Source organism: Ruegeria sp. SCSIO 43209 (genome assembly GCF_019904295.1).
Lineage (GTDB): Bacteria > Pseudomonadota > Alphaproteobacteria > Rhodobacterales > Rhodobacteraceae > Ruegeria.
On sequence record NZ_CP065359.1, the window covers coordinates 1,547,503 to 1,568,358 of the forward strand.

General features: G+C 55.5%; 21 protein-coding genes and 1 pseudogene. 14 read left to right on the plus strand and 8 right to left on the minus strand.

Annotated elements, in window-relative coordinates; translation table 11 throughout:
* The first annotated feature begins 80 nt into the window (after positions 1 to 80).
* The gene (pyrC, locus tag I5192_RS07815) at positions 81 to 1,118 is read left to right on the plus strand and encodes a dihydroorotase (RefSeq protein ID WP_223118120.1); all 1,038 of its coding nucleotides are present in this window, start codon (positions 81 to 83) and stop codon (positions 1,116 to 1,118) included.
* Here the strand turns inward: pyrC and I5192_RS07820 are convergent.
* Both I5192_RS07820 and I5192_RS07825 read right to left on the minus strand, forming a co-directional pair.
* Positions 1,115 to 2,410, minus strand: coding sequence for an MmgE/PrpD family protein (locus tag I5192_RS07820; RefSeq protein WP_223118121.1), 1,296 nt, complete (start codon positions 2,408 to 2,410; stop codon positions 1,115 to 1,117). The two genes, pyrC and I5192_RS07820, sit on opposite strands and share 4 nt — an antisense overlap.
* Before the next feature lie 38 nt (positions 2,411 to 2,448).
* Positions 2,449 to 2,892, minus strand: a complete 444-nt coding sequence (locus tag I5192_RS07825) for a type II toxin-antitoxin system RatA family toxin (RefSeq protein ID WP_170801000.1) — start codon at positions 2,890 to 2,892, stop codon at positions 2,449 to 2,451.
* A 72-nt stretch (positions 2,893 to 2,964) separates the two neighbouring features.
* On the opposite strand from I5192_RS07825, the gene hpt reads away from it, so the two are divergent.
* A complete protein-coding gene (gene hpt, locus I5192_RS07830) occupies positions 2,965 to 3,513 on the plus strand; it encodes a hypoxanthine phosphoribosyltransferase (protein ID WP_010439696.1) in 549 nt (182 codons plus the stop codon).
* A complete protein-coding gene (locus I5192_RS07835) occupies positions 3,513 to 3,686 on the plus strand; it encodes a hypothetical protein (protein ID WP_170421327.1) in 174 nt (57 codons plus the stop codon). The genes hpt and I5192_RS07835 overlap by 1 nt, the downstream gene beginning before the upstream one ends.
* On the opposite strand, the gene I5192_RS07840 is transcribed toward I5192_RS07835, so the two are convergent.
* Both I5192_RS07840 and lipA read right to left on the minus strand, forming a co-directional pair.
* Positions 3,676 to 4,821 (minus strand): amidohydrolase, encoded by a 1,146-nt coding sequence (locus I5192_RS07840; RefSeq protein ID WP_223118122.1) that lies wholly within the window; start codon positions 4,819 to 4,821, stop codon positions 3,676 to 3,678. The two genes, I5192_RS07835 and I5192_RS07840, sit on opposite strands and share 11 nt — an antisense overlap.
* Positions 4,818 to 5,768 carry a lipoyl synthase gene (lipA, locus tag I5192_RS07845; RefSeq protein ID WP_170405410.1) on the minus strand — a complete coding sequence of 317 codons (951 nt, stop codon included), beginning with the start codon at positions 5,766 to 5,768 and terminating at the stop codon, positions 4,818 to 4,820. Before lipA ends, I5192_RS07840 begins: the two co-directional genes overlap by 4 nt.
* Positions 5,769 to 6,030: 262 nt before the next feature.
* On the opposite strand from lipA, the gene I5192_RS07850 reads away from it, so the two are divergent.
* Positions 6,031 to 6,579 carry a peroxiredoxin gene (locus I5192_RS07850; protein WP_170393246.1) on the plus strand — a complete coding sequence of 183 codons (549 nt, stop codon included), beginning with the start codon at positions 6,031 to 6,033 and terminating at the stop codon, positions 6,577 to 6,579.
* Between the two features lie 51 nt (positions 6,580 to 6,630).
* Here the strand turns inward: I5192_RS07850 and I5192_RS07855 are convergent, their stop codons facing one another.
* The gene (locus tag I5192_RS07855) at positions 6,631 to 7,554 is read right to left on the minus strand and encodes a hydrogen peroxide-inducible genes activator (protein WP_170562940.1); all 924 of its coding nucleotides are present in this window, start codon (positions 7,552 to 7,554) and stop codon (positions 6,631 to 6,633) included.
* Between the two features lie 60 nt (positions 7,555 to 7,614).
* Positions 7,615 to 8,712, minus strand: coding sequence for a DUF6456 domain-containing protein (locus I5192_RS07860; protein ID WP_170421319.1), 1,098 nt, complete (start codon positions 8,710 to 8,712; stop codon positions 7,615 to 7,617).
* 253 nt (positions 8,713 to 8,965) lie between these two features.
* Between I5192_RS07860 and I5192_RS07865 the strand changes: the two genes are divergently transcribed.
* Entirely contained in the window at positions 8,966 to 9,253 is a 288-nt protein-coding gene (locus I5192_RS07865) for a DUF6477 family protein (RefSeq protein WP_370644434.1), read from the plus strand.
* On the opposite strand, the gene I5192_RS07870 is transcribed toward I5192_RS07865, so the two are convergent.
* Entirely contained in the window at positions 9,254 to 10,798 is a 1,545-nt protein-coding gene (locus tag I5192_RS07870) for a trimethylamine methyltransferase family protein (RefSeq protein WP_170393250.1), read from the minus strand. It lies immediately after the preceding gene.
* A gap of 134 nt (positions 10,799 to 10,932) precedes the next feature.
* Entirely contained in the window at positions 10,933 to 11,373 is a 441-nt protein-coding gene (locus tag I5192_RS07875; protein WP_223118123.1) for a GNAT family N-acetyltransferase, read from the minus strand.
* A gap of 70 nt (positions 11,374 to 11,443) precedes the next feature.
* Here I5192_RS07875 and guaA point away from each other — a divergent pair, with 70 nt between their 5' ends.
* The 9 genes and pseudogenes from guaA to ppk2 all read left to right on the plus strand — a co-directional run bounded on the left by guaA (position 11,444) and on the right by ppk2 (position 20,825).
* Positions 11,444 to 13,003: a glutamine-hydrolyzing GMP synthase gene (gene guaA, locus I5192_RS07880; protein WP_223118124.1), complete on the plus strand. Its 1,560-nt coding sequence runs from the start codon at positions 11,444 to 11,446 to the stop codon at positions 13,001 to 13,003.
* A 57-nt stretch (positions 13,004 to 13,060) separates the two neighbouring features.
* Positions 13,061 to 13,653 (plus strand): annotated as a pseudogene (locus I5192_RS07885) (acyltransferase).
* A 187-nt stretch (positions 13,654 to 13,840) separates the two neighbouring features.
* Positions 13,841 to 14,728 (plus strand): DMT family transporter, encoded by an 888-nt coding sequence (locus I5192_RS07890; RefSeq protein WP_223118125.1) that lies wholly within the window; start codon positions 13,841 to 13,843, stop codon positions 14,726 to 14,728.
* A gap of 137 nt (positions 14,729 to 14,865) precedes the next feature.
* The gene (locus tag I5192_RS07895) at positions 14,866 to 16,092 is read left to right on the plus strand and encodes an OmpP1/FadL family transporter (RefSeq protein ID WP_170393255.1); all 1,227 of its coding nucleotides are present in this window, start codon (positions 14,866 to 14,868) and stop codon (positions 16,090 to 16,092) included.
* Between the two features lie 97 nt (positions 16,093 to 16,189).
* Complete coding sequence (locus I5192_RS07900) at positions 16,190 to 17,086, plus strand: DMT family transporter (RefSeq protein WP_223118126.1); 897 nt, start codon at positions 16,190 to 16,192, stop codon at positions 17,084 to 17,086.
* A gap of 49 nt (positions 17,087 to 17,135) precedes the next feature.
* Positions 17,136 to 18,008 (plus strand): ATPase, encoded by an 873-nt coding sequence (locus tag I5192_RS07905; RefSeq protein ID WP_223118127.1) that lies wholly within the window; start codon positions 17,136 to 17,138, stop codon positions 18,006 to 18,008.
* 38 nt (positions 18,009 to 18,046) lie between these two features.
* A complete protein-coding gene (gene metA, locus I5192_RS07910) occupies positions 18,047 to 18,964 on the plus strand; it encodes a homoserine O-succinyltransferase (RefSeq protein ID WP_223118128.1) in 918 nt (305 codons plus the stop codon).
* Positions 18,954 to 19,907: an alpha/beta fold hydrolase gene (locus I5192_RS07915; protein WP_170510670.1), complete on the plus strand. Its 954-nt coding sequence runs from the start codon at positions 18,954 to 18,956 to the stop codon at positions 19,905 to 19,907. Before metA ends, I5192_RS07915 begins: the two co-directional genes overlap by 11 nt.
* A gap of 48 nt (positions 19,908 to 19,955) precedes the next feature.
* On the plus strand, positions 19,956 to 20,825 hold the full coding sequence (gene ppk2, locus I5192_RS07920; protein WP_170662364.1) for a polyphosphate kinase 2: 870 nt from the start codon (positions 19,956 to 19,958) through the stop codon (positions 20,823 to 20,825).
* Positions 20,826 to 20,856 lie beyond the last annotated feature (31 nt).

Genomic DNA, 20,856 nt, shown 5'->3' on the forward strand with positions numbered 1-20,856 from the left:
CAGTGACTTACGGCGATCTGTCTCATCGGCAAGGGCAAGAGGGTCTTTCACCACCCAAGCGGCTGTGTTAGCCGGGGGCCATGACCCAATCCCTGACGATCCGCCGCCCCGATGACTGGCATTTGCATCTGCGCGATGGCGCGATGCTGCAAGCCGTCTTGCCTGAAACCGCGCGCCATTTTGCCCGTGCCATCATCATGCCGAATCTGGTTCCGCCCGTTGTCAAAGGTGACGACGCAGCAGCTTATCGGGACCGCATCCTTGCTGCTCTGCCTGAGGACATGACGTTTGAGCCGCTGATGACGCTCTACCTGACAGAAGACACAGACCCGGCGGATGTGGCCGCCGCACATGCAAGCGGTTTGGTCAAGGCGGTAAAGCTTTACCCGGCTGGGGCAACAACCAACTCGTCTTCTGGCGTTCGCGATTTCGACAAGGTACGCCCGGTGCTGGAGAAGATGGCCGAGATCGGTCTGCCGCTATGTGTGCACGGCGAAGTCACGGATGCCGAGATCGATATCTTCGATCGCGAGGCGGTGTTCATCGACCGCGTTCTTGATCCGATTCGCAAAGCAACACCCGGACTGCGCGTGGTGATGGAGCACATCACGACGTCAAACGGCGTGGATTACGCCAGGGCGAACGAGAAAGATCTGGGTGCGACGATTACAACGCATCACCTGATCATCAACCGCAACCACATTCTGGTTGGCGGCATCAAGCCGCATTACTACTGCTTGCCGGTCGCCAAACGCGAAGAGCATCGGCTGGCGCTGCTGACCGCCGCGACATCAGGCGATACGCGTTTCTTCTTGGGCACAGACAGCGCACCGCACACGGATGCAAACAAGGAAATGGCCTGTGGCTGCGCCGGCTGTTTCACTGCAACCAATACGATGTCACTGCTGGCCGAAATGTTCGAGCGCGCAGATGCGTTGGACAAGCTGGAGGCGTTCACCTCACTCAGCGGCCCGGCCTTCTATCGCCTGCCAGTAAACGAAGAGACCATCACGCTGACCAAAGGCGATGAGGTCGTCTATCCGGCCAAAATCGAAAGCGGCGACGGCCCCGTGACCGTATTCGATCCGGGCTTTCCACTGCATTGGCGCGTCGCTTAATCAGTTAGCCTTTCAGCCAAATCCGCTGCGCGCCCACCGGTGCGTAGCATTGACCAGATGGCGTCTGCCTCATCCCCTCCGATCAGCTTCGCCGCTTTCTCCCTGACGCGATCTTCGCGATCCGATAGAGACATCGGAGCCAGCAGATCATGGCTGGCCTCGCGGCGCGCGCCGTCCCGGCGTAACAGGGACAGATGGGCTTGTGTCTCGGATAGACTCTCATCCGCCTCGACCGTGATCCGGTCCCTTAAGGATTGCAGTCTTGGATCAGCACAAATCTTGTCGGAATAGCTCCCTGGCAGAGCTGTATCGTAGCCCATTGCCTGCATTGCGATCACGGTACGATAGGAAAACTTCGCTCCTAACCCACTGGTCGGCTGCAGTTGATTGCACACGCTCATCCAGCGGGGGTGGGTTTTGATCTTGATCTCGGCCACCTCAGGCTCGGCGACGTCGAGATCGCGCGCAGCCTCGAGCGCCGCGTGCAGGCCATGGCAGCAAGCGTGGAATTTGTGGCTGATGCTTTCGAACAGCCACTCGTCCCCCAAACCATCAAGCGCAGCAGCTAAATCGTCAGCTCCCAAATGTGTCGCCCCAAACCCAAACGGGCCTTCCAATGCGTCAGCACCGGGTTGAAAACCGTTGCGGATCAACTGGGCGGCCTCAACCCCGTTCGAGGCCGCAAGTCCAGCGTTATAGGGTTTACCCATGGTCCCGAACTGTGATTTCTGCCCTGAGGCCCGGGTCGCGGTTAGCCCCAGCAGGTCACGCATCTGCTTTACGTCAAATGCCATAATCCGACCCGCAGCCACCGCAGCCCCAAACGCGCCAGCCGTGGCTGTTTGGTGAAAACCAGCCTGATAATGACCACGACCAAGCCACAAACCGATGCGGATCGATAACTCCATTCCCACTAGCGCTGCCTCAAGCAGATCGACCAGAGGTCGGTCTTCCCACGCAGTAAGAGCAAGGGCTGCAGGAAAAACAGCAACCGATGGATGACCGATATGAGCGAAATGCGTGTCGTCATAATCAAGCGCATGAGAAATGGTACCATTCACCAGCGCAGCTGCACGTAGCGGCGCATCACCGCCTCCGAACAAACGCGCCTGTGCGGCACCGCTCTCGGAAAGAACCATCTGACGTATGATGCGGGAAACCGGCTCATCTGCGCCTGCCCGCCCCACAGCAAGCCAGTCCAACGCGGATAGAGATGTCACGATACGAGCCTGCGCCGTGGTCGACACAGAACCAGCAGCAAACTCGGCAAGGGCAGTTGTCAAATCGGTCATGTGGCGCAGTCTAGCGCGCGCCGCTCGGGCGTAAAGCCTCAGCCGTACAGGACGGCAGCACGTTGTTCGAATGCTCGGACGATACGGTGCATGGCTTCGTTGAAAACCACGCCAATGATTCCTTGCAGAACCGCGTTCTTGAATTCGAAATCAACGTGGAACGAGACGTTGCAGCCATCAACTGTATCCTCGAATTCCCAATCCGAGCGCATGTATTTGAACGGACCGTCCAGATACTCGGTATCGATCCGTTTCAGCTCATCAAATAGCGTGACCCGACTGCCAAAGCGTTCTCGGAATACCTTGAATGAAATCACCAGATCCGCCTCCATCACCTTGCCATCTCCGGCTTGATAGGTCCGACGGATGCGGGCCGCAGCGCACCATGGCAGGAACTCGGGGTATTTCGCCACATCCGCGACCAGATCATACATCTGCTGAGCGGTGTAAGGCAGCGGGCGGGTCTCGGAATGGGTTGGCATGATATCCGGGATTAACTGGTGACAATGGCGCGTGATTTCGTATGTTGCGCGCCAAAGATCAAGGGGGCAGCGATGAGCCAGCGCGCATATGTGATAGATGAGATGATCTCGGCCAAGGCAATTGCTGCCCGGATCGAAGAGCTTTGCCGCGAAATAACGGCTGAATTCGGCGGCACTGACAAGCTGGTCGTTGTCGGCCTGCTGCGCGGCAGCTTCGTCTTTATCGCTGATCTGGTGCGTGAGCTGGACCTGCCCATCGAGGTCGATTTTCTTGAGGCATCATCCTACGGAGACTCGATGGAAAGCAGTCGAGAAGTTCGTATTCTTAAGGACTTACGCGGCGCCATTGAAGGGCGCGATGTTTTGGTAGTCGAGGATATCGTGGATACCGGCCATACCCTGAATCATGTCTCCAAGCTGCTCCGTACCCGCAAGCCGCACCGGTTGAAATCCATCGCCCTTCTGGACAAACCCAGCCGGCGCGAGGTTGATTTCCGCTCGGACTGGATCGGGTTTGAAATCCCTGATGAATTTGTCGTGGGTTATGGCATCGACTATGCGCAGCGCAATCGCAACCTGCCGTTTATCGGCAAGGTTCGATTTGTCGAAGATCAGGACTGATGAGTCTGCGCCACTTTGTTCGCATGTCAAAATGGGGGCGAAACCCGCCCTCGGAACGGCGCGTGAAACTGGTGTTTGGCGCGATCCTTATCTGCCTGATGATTGCCGGAATTGAATATATGGGTTGGTGGCCCGAATGGGCAGAAAGCCAGCCCAGAAAACTCAGGCCTTGAGCGTTTGTTCGATAGCAGCCAGAAAAATATCTGTCCCGATCGGGATCAAAGCATCCGGGAAATCATAGTCGGGGTTGTGTAGCTGCGGATGATCCCGCCCCGCGCCTAGCCAGAACATGGCGTTTTTTGCGCCTTTTCCGAACTGCCCAAAATCTTCCGAAAACCTTTGTGGGGTTGCAACCAGCTTACAAGGAATGTCGCGGCTTTGGCAGGCCTCTGACAGGATCTGCACGGCTTCACCCGAATTTGTGCAAGCCTCAAACACATCGTCATAGGTGATTTCAACACCTAATCCTTGTGCCTGAGCACGTGTAGTCACCAGCTGTTCTGCGTCGCGGATCAGGCTTGCCATCCGGCTGTCCGAGACCGTGCGCAGGGTCACCCACAGTTCGGCCTGACCGGGTGCGATACCAAAAGTGGCCTCACCCAGCCTAGCATGGGTTACCGTTGTCAGCGCATATTCTGCATCCAGCGCCCCACCCTGCCCCAGAATGGCCAAAGCAGGCATAAGCTCTGCCAACGCACCGGCTGGCGACACTCCATCCTGAGGAGCCGCCGCGTGAGAGGTTTTGCCCGTCAAAACAATTCGCATCCCACGCGAGGCGCAATTCGCCGGACCCGAGCAAAGCTCAACCCCGCCCAATTCCAAACCCGGCAAATTGTGCAAAGAAAACACATAGTCCGGAGCGATATCCGCAAACTTGGGATCAGCACGATAGGCAATCGCACCTTGACCGGTTTCTTCGGCGGGTTGAAAAATCAGAATCACCCGCCCCTTGGTCGGACGCTTGTCCCCCAATACAAAGGCAACACCAAGCACCATCGCCATGTGGCCATCATGCCCGCAAAGATGCCCCTTTCCGGGATGTTGCGACGCGTATCGTGCACTTGAGATTTCCTGAATCGGCAAACCGTCCAATTCACATCGGATTCCGATGGTTGGTCCGGGCTGTCCGCTATCATAAACCGCCGCGACACCGTGGCCACCGATACCTGTCAGAACCGCATCGGGATCACACGCCTGAAGCAAGTTCGAGATACTCGTCGCGGTTCCACGTTCCTCGCCCGATATCTCAGGCACTTGATGCAGTTCATGGCGCTTTTCGGTAAGCCAGGATTGAAGTTCGGGTTTCACCTCTGGTTCAACTTCTTTTGTCGAGCTTCGCGCAAACGGGCGAAATCATCGCCCGCATGGTAAGACGACCGGGTCAAAGGAGTTGCCGAGACCATAAGGAAACCTTTGCCGAATGCAGCTTTTTCATAGGCCGCAAACTCTTCGGGTGTAACAAAGCGGTCAATGCCATGATGCTTGGGTGTTGGCTGCAGATACTGGCCGATAGTCAGAAAATCGATATCCGCCGCGCGCATGTCATCCATGACCTGACGAACTTGCTGCTCGTCCTCGCCCAGTCCGACCATTATGCCGGATTTGGTGAAAATGGACGGGTCCATCTCTTTGACCCGCTGCAGCAAGCGCAATGAGTGGAAATATCGCGCACCGGGACGCACCTGAGGATAAAGGCCCGGCACCGTTTCAAGATTGTGATTGAACACATCTGGCTTGGCCTCGACAACAATCTCAAGCACCGAGGGATCGCATTTCAGGAAATCCGGCGTCAGAATCTCGATCGTAGTCTTGGGCGAGCGGTGTCGCACCGCACGGATGGTCTGTGCAAAGTGATCGGCGCCTCCATCGAGCAGGTCATCCCGGTCCACGGATGTGATGACCACATGGTTCAAGCCCAGCTTCTGCACCGCATGCGCCACGCGACCCGGTTCAAATGCATCCAGAGTATCCGGCTTACCGGTCGCGATGTTGCAGAATGTACAACCGCGCGTGCAAATCTCGCCCATGATCATCATGGTCGCGTGACCCTGGCTCCAGCACTCACCTACATTCGGGCATCCGGCTTCTTCGCAGACGGTGACCAGATTATTGTCACGCATGATCTTGTGCGTCTCGGCATAGCCCTTGCCACCCGGCGCTTTGACACGAATCCAATTCGGTTTGCGCGGAGCCGCATTGTCAGGTCGATGTGCCTTTTCGGGGTGTCTTTGCTCGGGTATTTTCAGATCACGCACGGCTGGCTTTCCTGACTTTGGGTCGGTTTTCTTTGTTCATAACATAGACCGACTCATTTGGTTACACCAGCGGCGCATAGCCGCTATGCGGCACGTCTACGCGCGTGCAGCGAAAGTGACCATACACATCATTTTACGCATTACTTATAATGCTTTAACGCCATCAAAGATATTATGCTGTTGCAGCATATATATCATTGAAGCCGAGTTAGAATCATTTTAACTCTCGCGGCAAACATATGTGAATCACAGGAGTTTGATGATGAAAACCGGTGCAAAACTGCCTGACGTAACCTTCCACACCCGTGTCCGCGATGAGGCCGTCGAAGGCCCCAACCCGTTCCGTTGGGAAGACAAGACAACTGCGGATTATTTTGCAGGCAAGCGTGTTATCCTGTTCTCGCTGCCCGGCGCATTCACCCCGACATGCTCGACCTATCAATTGCCTGGTTTCGAAAAAGGCCACGGCGATTTTGCGGCCAAGGGCATCGATGCAATCTACTGCATGTCCGTCAACGACAGCTTTGTCATGAACAAATGGGCCGCCGATCAGGGTCTGGAAAACGTCAAGGTCATTCCTGATGGGTCCGGTGAGTTCACGCGTAAAATGGGTATGCTGGTCGACAAGGACAATCTGGGCTTTGGCATGCGCTCGTGGCGTTACGCAGCCATCGTCAACGATGGCGTTGTGGAGGCATGGTTCGAAGAGCCCGGCCTGATGGATAACTGCCCCGAAGACCCTTACGGCGTGTCGTCCCCAGAAAACCTGATGAAGCATCTGGACGAAGCCCGCGAACCGGCGCTGGCATAATCCTGTCATGCCCTACTTTGAAAGGCCCGCCATTTCGGCGGGCCTTTTTCGTTAGGTTCGAGTTTTAGCTACCACGTCTTCACCGACCTGCCGGATTACTTGCGCCAATCGATCGAACCACTCCTCCGCTCCGGTCGAGCTGCGACGCACCAGGCCAATGGTCCTCGCCGGTTGCGGCGCACCAAATCGCAACAATCGCAGACCAGGGACTGCATCCGTCTCGGCCTGCGCCGCAAGTTCAGGCATCAACGTCAGGCCAAACCCTTCGGCGACCAAACGCGACAACGTGGCAAGTGAGGACGCACCCATATTAATTTGGCCGCTGGTACGATCCTGACCGCAAACTTCTAGCGCCTGATCTGTCAGGCAGTGCCCGTCTTCCAACAGCATCAATTGCGCTGTCTTCAAGTCCACAGGCCGCAACTCTTCCGGGCTGATGGTCAATCGATTCAAGCGAGTCTGACTTCCTGCCAGCAAGAACCGATCTTCGAACAGTGGCTCTTCGTGGAAAGTTCCATTTCCCAGGGGCAGCGCCAGTACGGCGGCATCTATTTCGCCCAAGCCCAACATGGATAGCAGCCGCTCGGTCCGAGCCTCACGAATCTGAACCCGCAACGAGACATCCGCAGCCCGCAACCCGGCCAGTACCCCCGGTAGCAAATATGGCGCAACCGTAGGAATAATCCCGATCGACAGGGACCTATGGCCACCCGAATGGTCGCGCGCAAATCGATCCAACCGTTCGGCCGCGTTCAGGACATGTTGGGCATAGTCCAATACGTCTCGACCAAGTGGTGTCAACAGGATGTCGCGGGCCTGCCGTTCGAACAACGGCCCACCGATCGAGTCTTCCAGTGACTTGATTTGAACTGAAAGCGCAGGCTGCGACACATGGCAGACCTGCGCGGCACGGCCAAAGTTACGCTGTTCGGCGACGGCCTGGAAATATTGCAGCTGGCGGAAGGTGAAATTCATAACCCCTGACTATCATTTGGGGTTATTTCCGCAAGGCCGGTATATGGCTGCATGAATCGTTCAGCCGATCATCCGATCCCGCTCGGTCTGGTCCTCGTAGTGGCGCTTCAGCCTTTGCAACGCGATCCGCAGCACGATCTTGCCTGATCGCGCAGACCAGCCCATCCGCTTTTCAGCCAGCTCAAGCCCTTCTAGATAACAACAACAGCGCAGCGCGACGTCGCTCAAACCCGGCCCAAGGTCAGACAGCGCGCGGGCCACACGATCCCTGGCACCAGAAGGTCCTCGCCCCACCTGGCTGTCCGAGGCAAAGTCACCGCGTCCACCGCCTGTCAGAAAGCGATCCCAATTTTGTGTGACCTGAGGTCCGATCTGCGCCAGTTCGAAATCCTCACGCAAGCGCTCGCCCGCGCTCACCAGAGTTTCATCCAGAAACGGCTTGCCATCCCGGTCGCGGCGGCGCGCCAAAGCGATCAGCGGGCTTTCCACAGTGCTGTAACGAACGCGGGGCTGCGATGGCGCCCTTGCACCCGCAGTTGCGGGTTTGAATGCCGCCTGCGCTTCCGCCATGCCAAATTCATTCTGCGTACGCGCCCGGTTTTCGGCCTCGGCAATCAAATGACTTAGTGCAGCCCTGCCCGAGGTTGAAATCCGGTAGCGCGAAATCCGACCCGGACTATCGCATGAAATCCAATCATTCAGCGCCAGAGCCTGCGCGATCCGGCAATCTACAACTGCTGTTTTGGTAGTTCCTCCTTTGCCGTTGTCCCGAACCACAACAGCCTTGTCCATATCCTCGGCCACGGCAAGCACGGCACCGGATTCACACATGCGCCTCAGTACACGCAGCGACTCGCGCTCGAATTCGTCGTCTTGAGCTTCGGGCCGTCCTGCCTCAGACGTCACGATTGCAAAAGAAGAACCTGTGCGCTCCATTGGCGCAAAGTGTGATTGGGCCAGAGAATGCAGAGCTGCATCCACCAAAGGATCGTCCCTGCGCATCTCAACCCTGCGGATCTGACGCAGAATGGTCGAGGCATGGCACCCTGCGGACCGCGCAATATCCCGAATAGATCGCCCTGACTCCGTATGGTCCAGATATCGTTGCGCCCCTTCGGGAACCCATGCCGGAACAGTGAATGCCACGCTGTTTTCCATATTTCTTCGCCCTCGTCGACAAAACAAACTGACAGTTTTAGCCGTCGGATTCTTAGTTAACCAAATCTAACTAGAGTTGCTTTCGTTACTCGTTCGTTAATCGCAGACGGCACAGAGCAGAATTGATTCAAAAAGATAAACAGTGGTGAAACCATAGTTCGGGGTGATCCCGCACAAGGCAACACCCGCTTAGGTTGTGTCACATTTCAGACAGCGAAATTGAAAAATAAGGAAAGCTGCCGTGCAGGACCTGATGACCATGATCACCACACTCCGCCGCCCGCGACTATTGGCCCGTGCCGCCAAGATCGGGGCGCAGGACTATAATCGCGACCGCCACCTGCAACGGCTTCTTGGGTATGGATCAACACCGGGCACTGGCGCAGCGTTGATCCGTTTGCTGGAATTGGAGCGTGAGATTAACGCGCAGCGCATCGAAGAAGATGCGGCCTATTCACTTGTTCGCCATCTTGATCTGCTGATTGCATTGAATGGCGAAGCGCAACTGTATCAGGCCAGTCGCGCAACGCAGTATCAGTAATCAGGTGAACGCGTCCGGCATCGATGCTTTCTTTTCGGCAACATATGCGTCGAGCGCCGCCTTTACATCAGGGTCAAGCTGCGGCTGCTGGTAGTTCGCCAACAGATGCTCAACCCGTGCCGAAGCCAGCGTCCGTGTATCGCGGGCGCCTTCTTCTTCCCAGGTCTCAAACGGCTTATAATCCAAGAGATCGGTTTTCCAGAACGCTTCCTTGAAGTTGGCTTGCGTATGGGCACAACCCAAATAGTGACCTCCGGGACCGACTTCGCGGATGGCGTCCATCGCCTGTGCATTCTCATCATAGGCCACACCTTTGGCCAATCCGTGCAAGACGCCCAACTGATCGGCATCCATGACGAATTTCTCGAAATCCGCCACCAAGCCGCCTTCGAGCCAACCGCAGGAATGCAGCATGAAATTCACACCCGACATAAGGCCCATGTTCAACGAGTTCGCGGTCTCATACGCAGCTTGCGCATCCGGCAATTTTGAACCACAGAACGAACCCGCAGAGCGATATGGCAAACCCAGTCGGCGCGCCAACTGACCCGCACCATAAGTGACGTGCGAAGCCTCTGGGGTGCCAAAGGTCGGCGCTCCTGAATTCATGTCGATCGACGATACGAACGCCCCAAAGATCGCAGGAGCACCCGGACGGATGATCTGGCTATATGCTACACCTGCCATGACCTCGGCCAGAACCTGCGTCAGCGTGCCCGCGACCGAAACCGGTGCCATAGCACCACCAACGATGAACGGCGAAATAATGCAGGCCTGATTGTTTGCGGCATAAACTTCCAGAGAACCCATCATCACGTCGTCAAAGGTCATCGGCGAGTTGATGTTGGTCAACGATGTCATCACGGTGTTGTTCTGCACGAACTCTTTGCCGAACAGAATCTCGCACATCTCGATCGAATCCTGCGCCCGGCTAGGATCAGTGACCGAACCCATGAACGGTTTGTCGGACAGAGTCATATGCGCCATCAGCATGTCCAAATGGCGCTTGTTTACCGGAATATCTGTCGGTTCGCAGACCGTACCGCCCGAATGGTGCAGCCACTTGGACATGTAGGCCAGCTTCACGAACTTGTTGAAATCGTCCATTGTCGCGTAACGACGTCCGCCTTGCGCATCGCGTACGAACGGAGGACCATAGACCGGAGCCAGAACCATATTGCGGCCGCCGATGACTACCGATTTCTCAGGATTGCGGGCGTGCTGGGTAAATTCGCTAGGGGCGGTCTTGATCAGCTCACGTGCCAGGCCGCGCGGCAGGCGGACCCGCTCACCATCGACATCTGCACCCGCGTCTTTCCAGCGCTCAAGCGCTGCCGGATTGTCTACGAAATTGACGCCAATCTCAGCCAATACGGTTTCCGCATTGGTTTCGATAATCTCCAGCGCCTCTTCGTTGAGGACCTCGAAATTGGGGATATTGCGTTCGATATATTTCGCGGTTTCGATCTTGACCGCCGTACGCTCGGCACGACGGGCGGCACCACCGCCACCCCGTGCCCTGCGCCGGGTGTTTGCCTCTGCCATTGAGTAAATCCCGTGATTGGTTGGTTTGGTAGATGTGTTACATGAACGGCAAACTCCGCCACAGGTAGTTTACGGCGCTCTAGAGGTAAAAGCGACATGAACTGTAGGCCACAGCGACATATGTCTGTCAGTCCCTACTTTGCCCATTTCTGCATGACGACAGAATTCCCTGCCTCCTCGACCTCCACCCAACCCAGATGGGTGTACATTTCACGGGTCGCGTGCATCAATCGGTGAGTCCGCAAGCGCAGGATAGAAAGCCCAAGCTCAACAGCCTCAGCTTCAGCAACTGCAAGTAATTGCCGCGCAACACCTTTGCCCTGAGCTTCTGGCGAAACGGCGAGATTGAATACCATCATAGCCTCGGCCTGTTGATCAAATATGATGACACCGAGAAGTGTACCGTCCACTTCAGCAATGACGACCTGATGCTCTGCGATCTCTTCCTCGATACCAGACGCAACATCCGGCAGATCGGCAATGTCTCTCATCGCATCGGCATAAGCGCTTGCGATACAAACTTGTATCGACTTGGCGTCGCTTCGTTCGGCAGTTCTGAGTTTTATGGTGGTCATGTATCAGCCTCCTCGCTGAATTGACGTCATTACGCTTGCACAAGCAAGGCTTGCGACCTAATAGCCAATCATGACCCAAGACAGCCATGACCGCCTTTTGATCATCGACTTCGGCAGCCAGGTGACGCAGCTTATTGCCCGCCGCTTGCGCGAACTGAACGTCTATTGCGAAATCCACCCCTACCAGAACGTCACGATGGATTTCGTGCGAGAGATGGCGCCCAAGGCCGTCATTTTTTCGGGCGGCCCTGACAGTGTTACGCGCGAGGGTTCACCCCGCGCCCCGCAAGAGATTTTTGACTACGGCGTGCCGATCCTGGGCATCTGCTATGGTCAGCAGGTGATGATGCATCAGCTGGGCGGCAAGGTTGAAAGCGGGCATGGCACCGCAGAATTTGGCCGCGCATTTGTTACTCCGAATAATCGGCTTGATATCCTCGATGGCTGGTTCGCCGAAGGTGACGAGCAGGTCTGGATGAGCCACGGCGACCATGTCAGCGAAATCGCTCCGGGTTTTGAGGTGTTCGGTACTTCACCCAACGCGCCGTATGCCATCACGGCCGACGCCTCGCGTCATTTCTATGCGGTGCAATTTCACCCCGAGGTTCATCACACACCCAAGGGTGCAAAGCTCTATGAGAATTTTGTCAAACTGGCAGGGTTCAAGGGCGATTGGACCATGGGGGCTTATCGGGACGAGATGATCCGCAAGATCCGCGAACAGGTCGGGGACAAAAAAGTCATTTGTGGCTTGTCTGGCGGTGTCGACAGCTCGGTTGCGGCGATCCTGATACATGAGGCGATTGGCGATCAGCTGACCTGCGTGTTTGTCGACCATGGGCTGCTACGCAAGAACGAAGCTGCCGAAGTCGTCGGCATGTTCCGCGACAATTACAACATCCAGTTGATCCACGCGGACGAAAGTGAACTGTTCCTGTGTGAACTTGATGGTCAATCCGATCCTGAGACCAAGCGCAAGATTATCGGCAAGCTGTTCATCGACGTGTTCCAGAAACACGCCGACACAATCGACGGCGCCGAGTTCTTGGCACAGGGCACCCTGTATCCAGATGTGATTGAATCCGTGTCGTTTTCGGGCGGTCCATCTGTGACCATCAAATCGCATCACAATGTGGGTGGCCTGCCTGAAAAGATGGGTTTGAAGCTGGTCGAGCCTCTGCGTGAACTCTTCAAGGACGAGGTCCGCGCGTTGGGCCGAGAGTTGGGCCTGCCCGACAGCTTCATCGGTCGCCACCCCTTCCCCGGCCCCGGCCTTGCCATTCGCTGCCCGGGTGAGATAACTCGCGAAAAGCTTGAGATCCTGCGCGAAGCCGACGCCATCTATATCGACCAGATTCGCAAACATGGTCTGTATGATGAGATTTGGCAGGCCTTTGTCGCCATTCTTCCGGTGCGCACAGTCGGTGTAATGGGGGATGGACGAACATACGATTACGCCTGCGCCCTCCGCGCGGTCACATCCGTCGATGGCATGACAGCGGACTACTATCCGTTCAGCCACGAATTCCTCGGTGAAACCGCCACGCGTATCATCAACGAAGTCAAGGGCATCAACCGGTGCACTTACGACATCACCTCGAAACCTCCCGGAACGATTGAATGGGAGTGATTATTCCCCCTCGACAGTGCTGAAATGCACCGCGTTTGACGGGAGAAGGACAATTCGATGAGCAACTACTCGGTACATGAAACGGCAATCGTCGATGAAGGCGCGCAGATCGGAGATGGCTGCCGAATCTGGCATTGGGTGCACATCTGCGGCGGCGCTAAGCTGGGCCGAAATGTTTCACTTGGGCAGAATGTATTCGTTGGGAACAAGGTCATAATTGGCGACGATTGCAAAAAATTCAGAACAACGTTTTGAACTATGACAACACCACGCTGGAAGACGGCGTATTCTGTGGGCCGAGCATGGTGTTCACGAATGTGTACAACCCGCGTTCATTGATCGAACGAAAGGCCGAATACCGCAATACTCTGGTAAAGAAAGGGGCCACGCTGGGCGCCAATTGCACGATCGTTTGCGGTGCTACAATCGGGGAATACGCGTTTATCGGTGCAGGTGCCGTGGTTAATGCAGACGTGAAGCCATACGCACTGATGGTGGGCGTCGCTGCCAAACAGATTGGCTGGATGAGCGAGTATGGCGAGCAGTTGGATATCCCTCTCACTGGTCGTGGTGAGGTTACCTGCCCTCATACCGGTGCTCGATACGTGTTGAACGGCGATTCGGTCAGCAAAGCTCTGCCAACCACCTGAGTATCAGTGCCAGCGCGCTGACCGGTTAAGAACCCCCTTTATTTGAGGGTTCGCGTCAGAATACTGGCATCATCTAAGCCGCTCACCCAAAGCGATCATAGACGGCCAGACTTACATTTAGCCTTGCTTCATCGGGTAAAACGCAATCTATTCAGCCCGTTGCACCACGGCACATGTAAGAGATCTCATGAACAGCAATAAAATGCAGATCGGTAAGGCGGCGCTGTGGATGACAGGGGCGATCGCCTCATTCACATCGATGGCCATTGCCGGCCGCGAGCTGAGCGTGACGCACGACACCTTTGAGATCATGTTCTATCGCAGCCTAGTTGGTATCTGCGTGGTGGCAATCGTCCTCTCGGCTTCACGCAAATGGCATCAGGTAACCACCAAACGTCTTGGTTTGCATGGTATTCGGAACGTGTTGCATTTCACCGGGCAGAACCTGTGGTTCTATGCAGTAACAGTGATCCCGTTGGCCCAGGTCTTTGCACTCGAATTCACTCAGCCCATCTGGGTGATCCTGCTGTCCCCACTGCTGCTGCACGAGAGGTTGACCGCTTTGCGTCTGACCGCAGCCCTGATCGGATTTGCCGGGATTCTCATTGTGGCCCGTCCAGGGGCCGCCACACTTAGTCCCGGCGTTATTGCTGCGGCCGCATCTGCGATTTTCTTCGCGTTAACAGCAATATCGACCAAGTCCTTAACGCGCATAGCCAGCATCGGATGCATTATGTTCTGGCTTACTTTGATGCAGGCCGGTTTGGGTCTGGTTGCATCAGGTCTGGATGGGCAAATCACACTTCCAACCTTAACGACTGCGCCGCTTCTTTTGCTTGTCGGCTTGGCAGGCCTATTGGCCCACTACTGTATTACCAATGCCCTGGCCATCGCGCCTGCGACCGTGGTCGTGCCGTTTGATTTTGCACGCCTTCCGACCATCGCGATCCTCGGGATGGTCCTTTATCACGAGCCGCTGGATCACTGGACGCTTCTGGGGGCCGCGGTGATCTTTGCCGGGATTTTCCTGAACGTTTGGTCCGAGAACCGTAGCAATTCAGCAACACCCGCATAGAGCTATTTTGCTGAATAACGCTCCGTCACCGGTTGACCCAATTTTAAAGTTTAAGACAGTAAAAAGCGGTAACGAGGCCGAATACGCCCAATGAGGATGCGTATAACAGGCAATTTGGACAGTGTAGGGAGGAATATATGAAACGAGTGTTGTTGCACACATGCGCGTTGTGCATTGGGGCAACCGCGGCGCAGGCCGGCGGCCTAGACCGAAGTGGGCAAGGTGTTAACATCCTTTTCGAAGAGGGATCTGTCGTGCAGTTTCGGCTTGGGTATACAAAGCCGGACGTAAGCGGATCGATGGAGGATCAAATCCCGACCAGCCCGACGTTTGGGGAAACGATTGACTCGGGCAATGTCTCGAACAGCTTTTTCACGCCGCATCTGGCATACAAGACTTCTTTGACCGAAAAGCTCGACTTCGCGCTGGTTTATGACGAGCCGTTTGGCGCGGATATCGACTATTCTTCGGATTATCCCTTGTCGCAGAATGTCTTGGCTCTGGCAGGTCTTCCCGGAGCAACAACTGACGTGCTTCGCGCAAAAGCAGATACCGATGCGATCACGGCTTTGCTTCGCTACAAATTGGATGGTGGCTTCAGTGTTATCGGTGGTCTCCGCGCCCAGCGTCTGAAAGCAAGTGTTTCAGTTCCGATCGCTGGAGCAAGCACAACACCATTCGCGTCCGGCGGTTACCGCGTTGAAACCGATGCCGAGATCGATTTCGGTTACGTTGTCGGTGTTGCTTGGGAACGGCCAGATATCGCCGCACGGGTCGCTCTGACCTATAACTCGAAAATCACACATGATCTGTCGCAGACCGAAGCGAACGATGCCATCACTGGAATTGTTCCACCCGGCATACCCGTCGTGGGTCGCGTCAGCGCTGATTCATCGACCGAGGTTGTGACGCCTCAATCGGTCAATCTCGATTTCCAGACAGGTGTCGCGCCAAAAACGCTGTTGTTTGGTTCGATCCGTTGGGTTGACTGGCCGCAAACCGTGTACGCACCGCCGGTCTATACTGGTCTGACCGGTATTAACCTGGTCGACTACGAAGAGGCGACATGGACCTACTCACTGGGTCTCGGCTATCAGTTTAGCGAAGAATTCTCTGGCGCGGTAACGCTGGGCTACGAGAGCTCTCAGGGGAACTCGGTCTCGAACCTAGGCCCGACGGATGGGTTCTGGAGTATCGGTCTGGGCGGCACTTACTCTCTTGAAAAGGCCAAGATTTCCGGTGGTGTACGCTATACGGATATTGGGGATGCCACTGCCAACGGTACTGGCCCCGATAACCGTGCCACGTTCACTGGCAACAGCGCATGGAGCGTTGGTATTCAGGTGACTTACGCGCTGAACTAAAGCAGATGCAAATGTGCATATTAAGCCCCGCCATCTCGGTGGGGCTTTTTCGCATGTTCCGGGTCGATATGCTGATTGAGAGATGCCAGAACAAGCCATGACTTCTCAGAAAACACTCACAGCTCGCACTTGGTCCGAATTGATACTGCTTGGTGTCATTTGGGGAATGTCATTCCTTGCGATCCGAATTGCACTTGATACGATTCCCGTCATAACATCAGTTTTCCACAGGGTTTTTTGGGCAGCGCTGGCGTTGTGGATCGTCATCATCTTTCAACGCCAACCGGTCCCGAGCGATCCCAAGGTCTGGGGTATTTTTCTGATCATGGGGCTGTTGAACAATGTCCTGCCATTCTCGCTTATGGCCTGGGGGCAGCTCTATGTCGAAACTGGGCTGACATCGATTCTGAACGCTGCCACCGCGATCTTCGGCGTCCTTTTAGCGGCCTTGTTTTTTCGCGACGAGAGGCTGACCAAAACCCGCCTCCTTGGCGTAGGGCTTGGGTTTCTGGGCGTTTCAATCACAATTGGCCTCAGACAGTTTAGCAACCTAAACCCAAGCAACCTGGGTCAGGTTGCGATCCTGGCTGGGACGCTTTCTTATGCGTTTGCAGCCATCTGGGCTCGCATCCACATGAGCACACTTCCACCTCAGATCGCCGCGGCAGGTATGTTGACCGGATCTGCGATCCTGATGACGCCTGTTATGTTGTTGGTCGATGGAGTTCCGACCTTCACCCTGCCCCTGCAAACCTGGCTGGCAATCGCCTATTACGCCCTGCTCGCTACGGCCGGGGCGTATCTGCTGTATTATCGCGTACTGCAACAAGCAGGCAGCGGCAATGTTCTGCTCGTAACGCTCATCATTCCGCCAATCGCAATACTAATGGGTGCTTTGGTACGCGATGAAGCTTTGCCACCACGTGCTTTTATCGGTTTTACGATACTGGCGATCGGCTTGCTCATCCTCAGCCGATCTCGCCGACGCGATTGACGCCGCCAGCGGCCCGTTTTAGCTAGGGCAAAACAAGGGACGGCGGATTATGATCTACAACTCGGCAACGGACTGGCGTCAGGCTGCGCGAAAGAAGGTGTTGTTCTTCGGTATGTCCGGGTTGGGAAAATCCTATGTCTCAAACACGCTGCGAGATGCCGGGGACTGGTTCCACTATTCAATCGATTACCGCATCGGCACCCGCTATATGGGCGAACATATCGCGGACAATGCCAAGGCTGAGGCGATGAAAGTACCCTTTCTCCGCGAGCTTTTGCTGTCGGATTCAATATATATCGGGTCGAACATCACGTTTCAGAACCTGACCCCGGTGTCGACTTATCTGGGCAAGCCGGGCAATCCCGATCTGGGAGGCCTTGAAATCTCGGAATATCAGCTGCGGCAAGACCAGTTTCGTCAGGCCGAAATCCATGCCCTGTTGGATACCAAGTATTTCATAGACCGGGCCAATCGTCTTTATTGCTATCCACACTTTATCTGCGATACCGGCGGGTCAATCTGCGAATGGGTAGAGCCTGACAATCCAAATGACCACATTCTGACCGAATTGTCGCGCCAGACCCTGATGATCTGGATCAAGGGCGATGAAGCCCACACTGAAGAACTGATCAAACGCTTCGACAAGGCACCAAAGCCTATGTCCTATAAGGCAGAGTTCCTGCAGAGGGTTTGGGACGAATACCTCGCCCTCAACAAGTGTTCCGGCACCAAGGTTGATCCGGATGCATTCATCCGCTGGACCTATGCGCAAGCGCTGGCGCACCGGCAGCCACGCTATGAAGCGATGGCCCGAAATTGGGGCGTTACAATAGCAGCCGATGACATCGCCAAAGTGCGGGATAGTGGCGATTTCGATGAGTTGATCGAACGCACCCTTGAGACCCGCCCCAACCCCGCCTAAGTTCCAGACTTCCTTCGCAGTTTCAACAGCGTGACCAAATGCCGATCAAAATCCCCTCTGACCTGCCCGCCTTTGAAGTCCTGACAAATGAGGGCGTCATGGTCATGGCTGATGATCAGGCCGCACGGCAGGATATTCGCCCCCTTCGGATCGGGCTTTTGAACCTGATGCCAAAGAAGATACAGACCGAAAACCAGTTCGCACGCCTGATCGGAGCGACCCCGCTGCAGATTGAGCTGTCTCTAATCCGCATGACGGAACATCAGACCAAGAATACCGCCGCCGAGCATATGGCCGAGTTCTACCATCCGTTTCAGGAGGTGAAGAACCAGAAGTTCGACGGCCTGATCATAACCGGTGCACCAATCGAACATCTGGATTTCGCTGACGTCACCTATTGGGATGAAATCCGCGAAGTGTTTGAGTGGACCCAGACCAATGTGCATTCCACATTTGGCGTATGCTGGGGTGGTATGGCGATGATCAACCATTTCCACGACGTTGAAAAACACATGCTGGATGCGAAGGCCTTTGGCTGCTTCCGGCACCGGAACCTTGCACCCGCGTCTCCATTTTTGCGTGGTTTTTCTGATGATTGCGTGATACCCGTTAGCCGCTGGACCGAGATGCGGCAATACGAGATCGATGCGGTTCCCGATCTGATCACCCTGCTTGGCAGTGATGATGTCGGCCCCTGCCTGATCGAAGATCCCGCGCATCGGGCGCTCTATATCTTCAATCACTTTGAGTATGACAGCGATACGCTTAAACAGGAATATGACCGGGACATCGCAAATAACACGCCGATTAATGTGCCTATCAACTACTATCCCGACGATGATCCAAGCCAGAACCCTCAGAACAGGTGGCGCAGTCACGCGCATCTGCTTTATGGTAACTGGATCAATGAAATTTACCAGACAACCCCGTTTGATATGAGTAAAATTGGCCAGTAAGCTTTTGATATCGCTCAGCGTTGCGCTTGTGGGTCTCGCCCTTGTGACCGCATGGCGCAGCGCGCAGCGTGAAAGCAGCGCCGAGGCTTCGTTTCCGCCAGAAGGCCAGATCGTCGATGTCGATGGCGTTGCTGTGCATGCCGTCGTGATGGGCGTAGGGCCGGATGTGGTGCTTATCCACGGGTCCAGCGGAAACACGCGCGACATGACTTTTGCGCTGGCCCCAATTCTGGCCGAGACCTATCGCGTCATCGTCTTTGACCGCCCGGGTCTTGGATATTCAGATAGCTTTAACTCCGACGGCGAAACCATTGTCGAACAAGCGGAAATCCTACAACGGGCCGCATCGAAACTAGGCGCAGAAAAACCGATCGTCGCCGGGCAAAGCTATGGCGGTTCGGTTTCGCTTGCCTGGGCTGTCACCCGGCCCGACAACATCACAGCTTTGGTCCTGATCGCTCCGGCGGCGATCCCGTGGGAAACACCTCTGGACGCGTTCAACACTATTGGTGCGACGACAGCGGGCAACGCCCTTGCCTTGCCTTTGGTCAGCGCATTTGTTCCTGACTGGTTTGTTACGAAGGCATTGGACCAGGTGTTTGCACCGCAAAAAGCCCCCGAAGGATATGCCGAGCATTTCGGGCCGGGCTTGACCATGCGCCAGTCTTCGATGCACGCAAATGCCAAACAGCGTGCAAATCTGCTGGATGAAATCACCGAGCTTCAACCCCGCTATGGCGAGATCTCCGTGCCAACCGAAATTGTCCACGGTACGGCGGATACGACTGTCGGGCTGGGCTGGCATTCCGAGCGCCTGATCGAACAGATTCCCGGCGCTGAGCTGATCGAATTGGACGGCATAGGACACATGCCGCAGGTTGTGGCCGCCCCAGAGGTTGCCGCCGCAATCGACCGCGCAGCCGAGCGCGCGGGTTTGCGTTAAGTCCATCCGTAATTCATAGTAAGATATGGATTTTATGGCGAGGCGTGCATGACCCAATCAGACCCGGACACTATCGAGAACTATTTTCACAACCACGCCCCAAGATCCATACGCTCGGCTATTGAAGAGGCCAAGAAGGGTGAAATTCTGAACCCGACCTACCCCTACTCCAAAAAGCTTAAAGGCAAGGAATACGATCAGCAGATGGAAGGTCTGCAGATTGAGCTGGTCAAGATGCAGCGATGGGTCAAGGAGAACGACCAGCGCATCGCTATCCTGTTCGAGGGCCGTGACGCCGCTGGCAAAGGCGGAACCATCAAAAGGTTCCGCGAGAATTTGAACCCAAGGGGCGCGCGGAACGTGGCGCTTAGCAAACCCTCGGACGCAGAACGCAGCCAATGGTATTTCCAACGCTATATCTCTCATCTCCCATCGGCTGGTGAAATCGTGTTTTTTGATCGCAGTTGGTATAATCGGGGCGTTGTCGAAAATGTCTTTGGCTTCTGCACGACGGAAGAGCGTGAACGTTTTTTCAGGCAGGTCCTGCCCTTGGAAACCGGGTTTAGCAACGATGGCATACATATCTTCAAGTTCTGGCTGAATGTCGGGCGCGCCGAGCAGCTTAACCGCTTTCTTGCCCGCGAAACCGACCCTCTGAAGCAGTGGAAACTCAGCCCGATCGACATCGCAGGCCTACACAAATGGGACGAATACAGCCAGTCGATTACCGAAACCCTTACACGAAGCCATTCCGAAAACTGCCCTTGGACGATCATTCGATCAGATGACAAGAAACGCGCCCGGCTGGCAGCCATTCGCACCGTGCTAAGCCAACTCGACTACGAAGGCAAAAACCTGGAAGTGGTGGGCATGCCGGATGAAAAGATCAGTGGTGGTCCGGAAATCTGGGATGCATAAGCTAATTGTAACACTCTGCTCAGCCTATGCT

Bases quoted from the DNA above. Each gene is read 5' to 3' on its own strand.
- I5192_RS07850 (WP_170393246.1), top strand. From the start codon at position 6,031: ATGAAAACCGGTGCAAAACTGCCTGACGTAACCTTCCACACCCGTGTC.
- I5192_RS07825 (WP_170801000.1), bottom strand. From the start codon at position 2,892: ATGCCAACCCATTCCGAGACCCGCCCGCTGCCTTACACCGCTCAGCAG.
- I5192_RS07905 (WP_223118127.1), top strand. From the start codon at position 17,136: ATGATCTACAACTCGGCAACGGACTGGCGTCAGGCTGCGCGAAAGAAG.
- I5192_RS07865 (WP_370644434.1), top strand. From the start codon at position 8,966: ATGACCATGATCACCACACTCCGCCGCCCGCGACTATTGGCCCGTGCC.
- I5192_RS07820 (WP_223118121.1), bottom strand. From the start codon at position 2,410: ATGACCGATTTGACAACTGCCCTTGCCGAGTTTGCTGCTGGTTCTGTG.
- ppk2 (WP_170662364.1), top strand. From the start codon at position 19,956: ATGACCCAATCAGACCCGGACACTATCGAGAACTATTTTCACAACCAC.
- I5192_RS07890 (WP_223118125.1), top strand. From the start codon at position 13,841: ATGAACAGCAATAAAATGCAGATCGGTAAGGCGGCGCTGTGGATGACA.
- I5192_RS07835 (WP_170421327.1), top strand. From the start codon at position 3,513: ATGAGTCTGCGCCACTTTGTTCGCATGTCAAAATGGGGGCGAAACCCG.
- I5192_RS07875 (WP_223118123.1), bottom strand. From the start codon at position 11,373: ATGACCACCATAAAACTCAGAACTGCCGAACGAAGCGACGCCAAGTCG.
- hpt (WP_010439696.1), top strand. From the start codon at position 2,965: ATGAGCCAGCGCGCATATGTGATAGATGAGATGATCTCGGCCAAGGCA.
- guaA (WP_223118124.1), top strand. From the start codon at position 11,444: ATGACCCAAGACAGCCATGACCGCCTTTTGATCATCGACTTCGGCAGC.
- I5192_RS07860 (WP_170421319.1), bottom strand. From the start codon at position 8,712: ATGGAAAACAGCGTGGCATTCACTGTTCCGGCATGGGTTCCCGAAGGG.
- I5192_RS07900 (WP_223118126.1), top strand. From the start codon at position 16,190: ATGACTTCTCAGAAAACACTCACAGCTCGCACTTGGTCCGAATTGATA.
- I5192_RS07870 (WP_170393250.1), bottom strand. From the start codon at position 10,798: ATGGCAGAGGCAAACACCCGGCGCAGGGCACGGGGTGGCGGTGGTGCC.
- metA (WP_223118128.1), top strand. From the start codon at position 18,047: ATGCCGATCAAAATCCCCTCTGACCTGCCCGCCTTTGAAGTCCTGACA.
- pyrC (WP_223118120.1), top strand. From the start codon at position 81: ATGACCCAATCCCTGACGATCCGCCGCCCCGATGACTGGCATTTGCAT.
- I5192_RS07895 (WP_170393255.1), top strand. From the start codon at position 14,866: ATGAAACGAGTGTTGTTGCACACATGCGCGTTGTGCATTGGGGCAACC.
- I5192_RS07855 (WP_170562940.1), bottom strand. From the start codon at position 7,554: ATGAATTTCACCTTCCGCCAGCTGCAATATTTCCAGGCCGTCGCCGAA.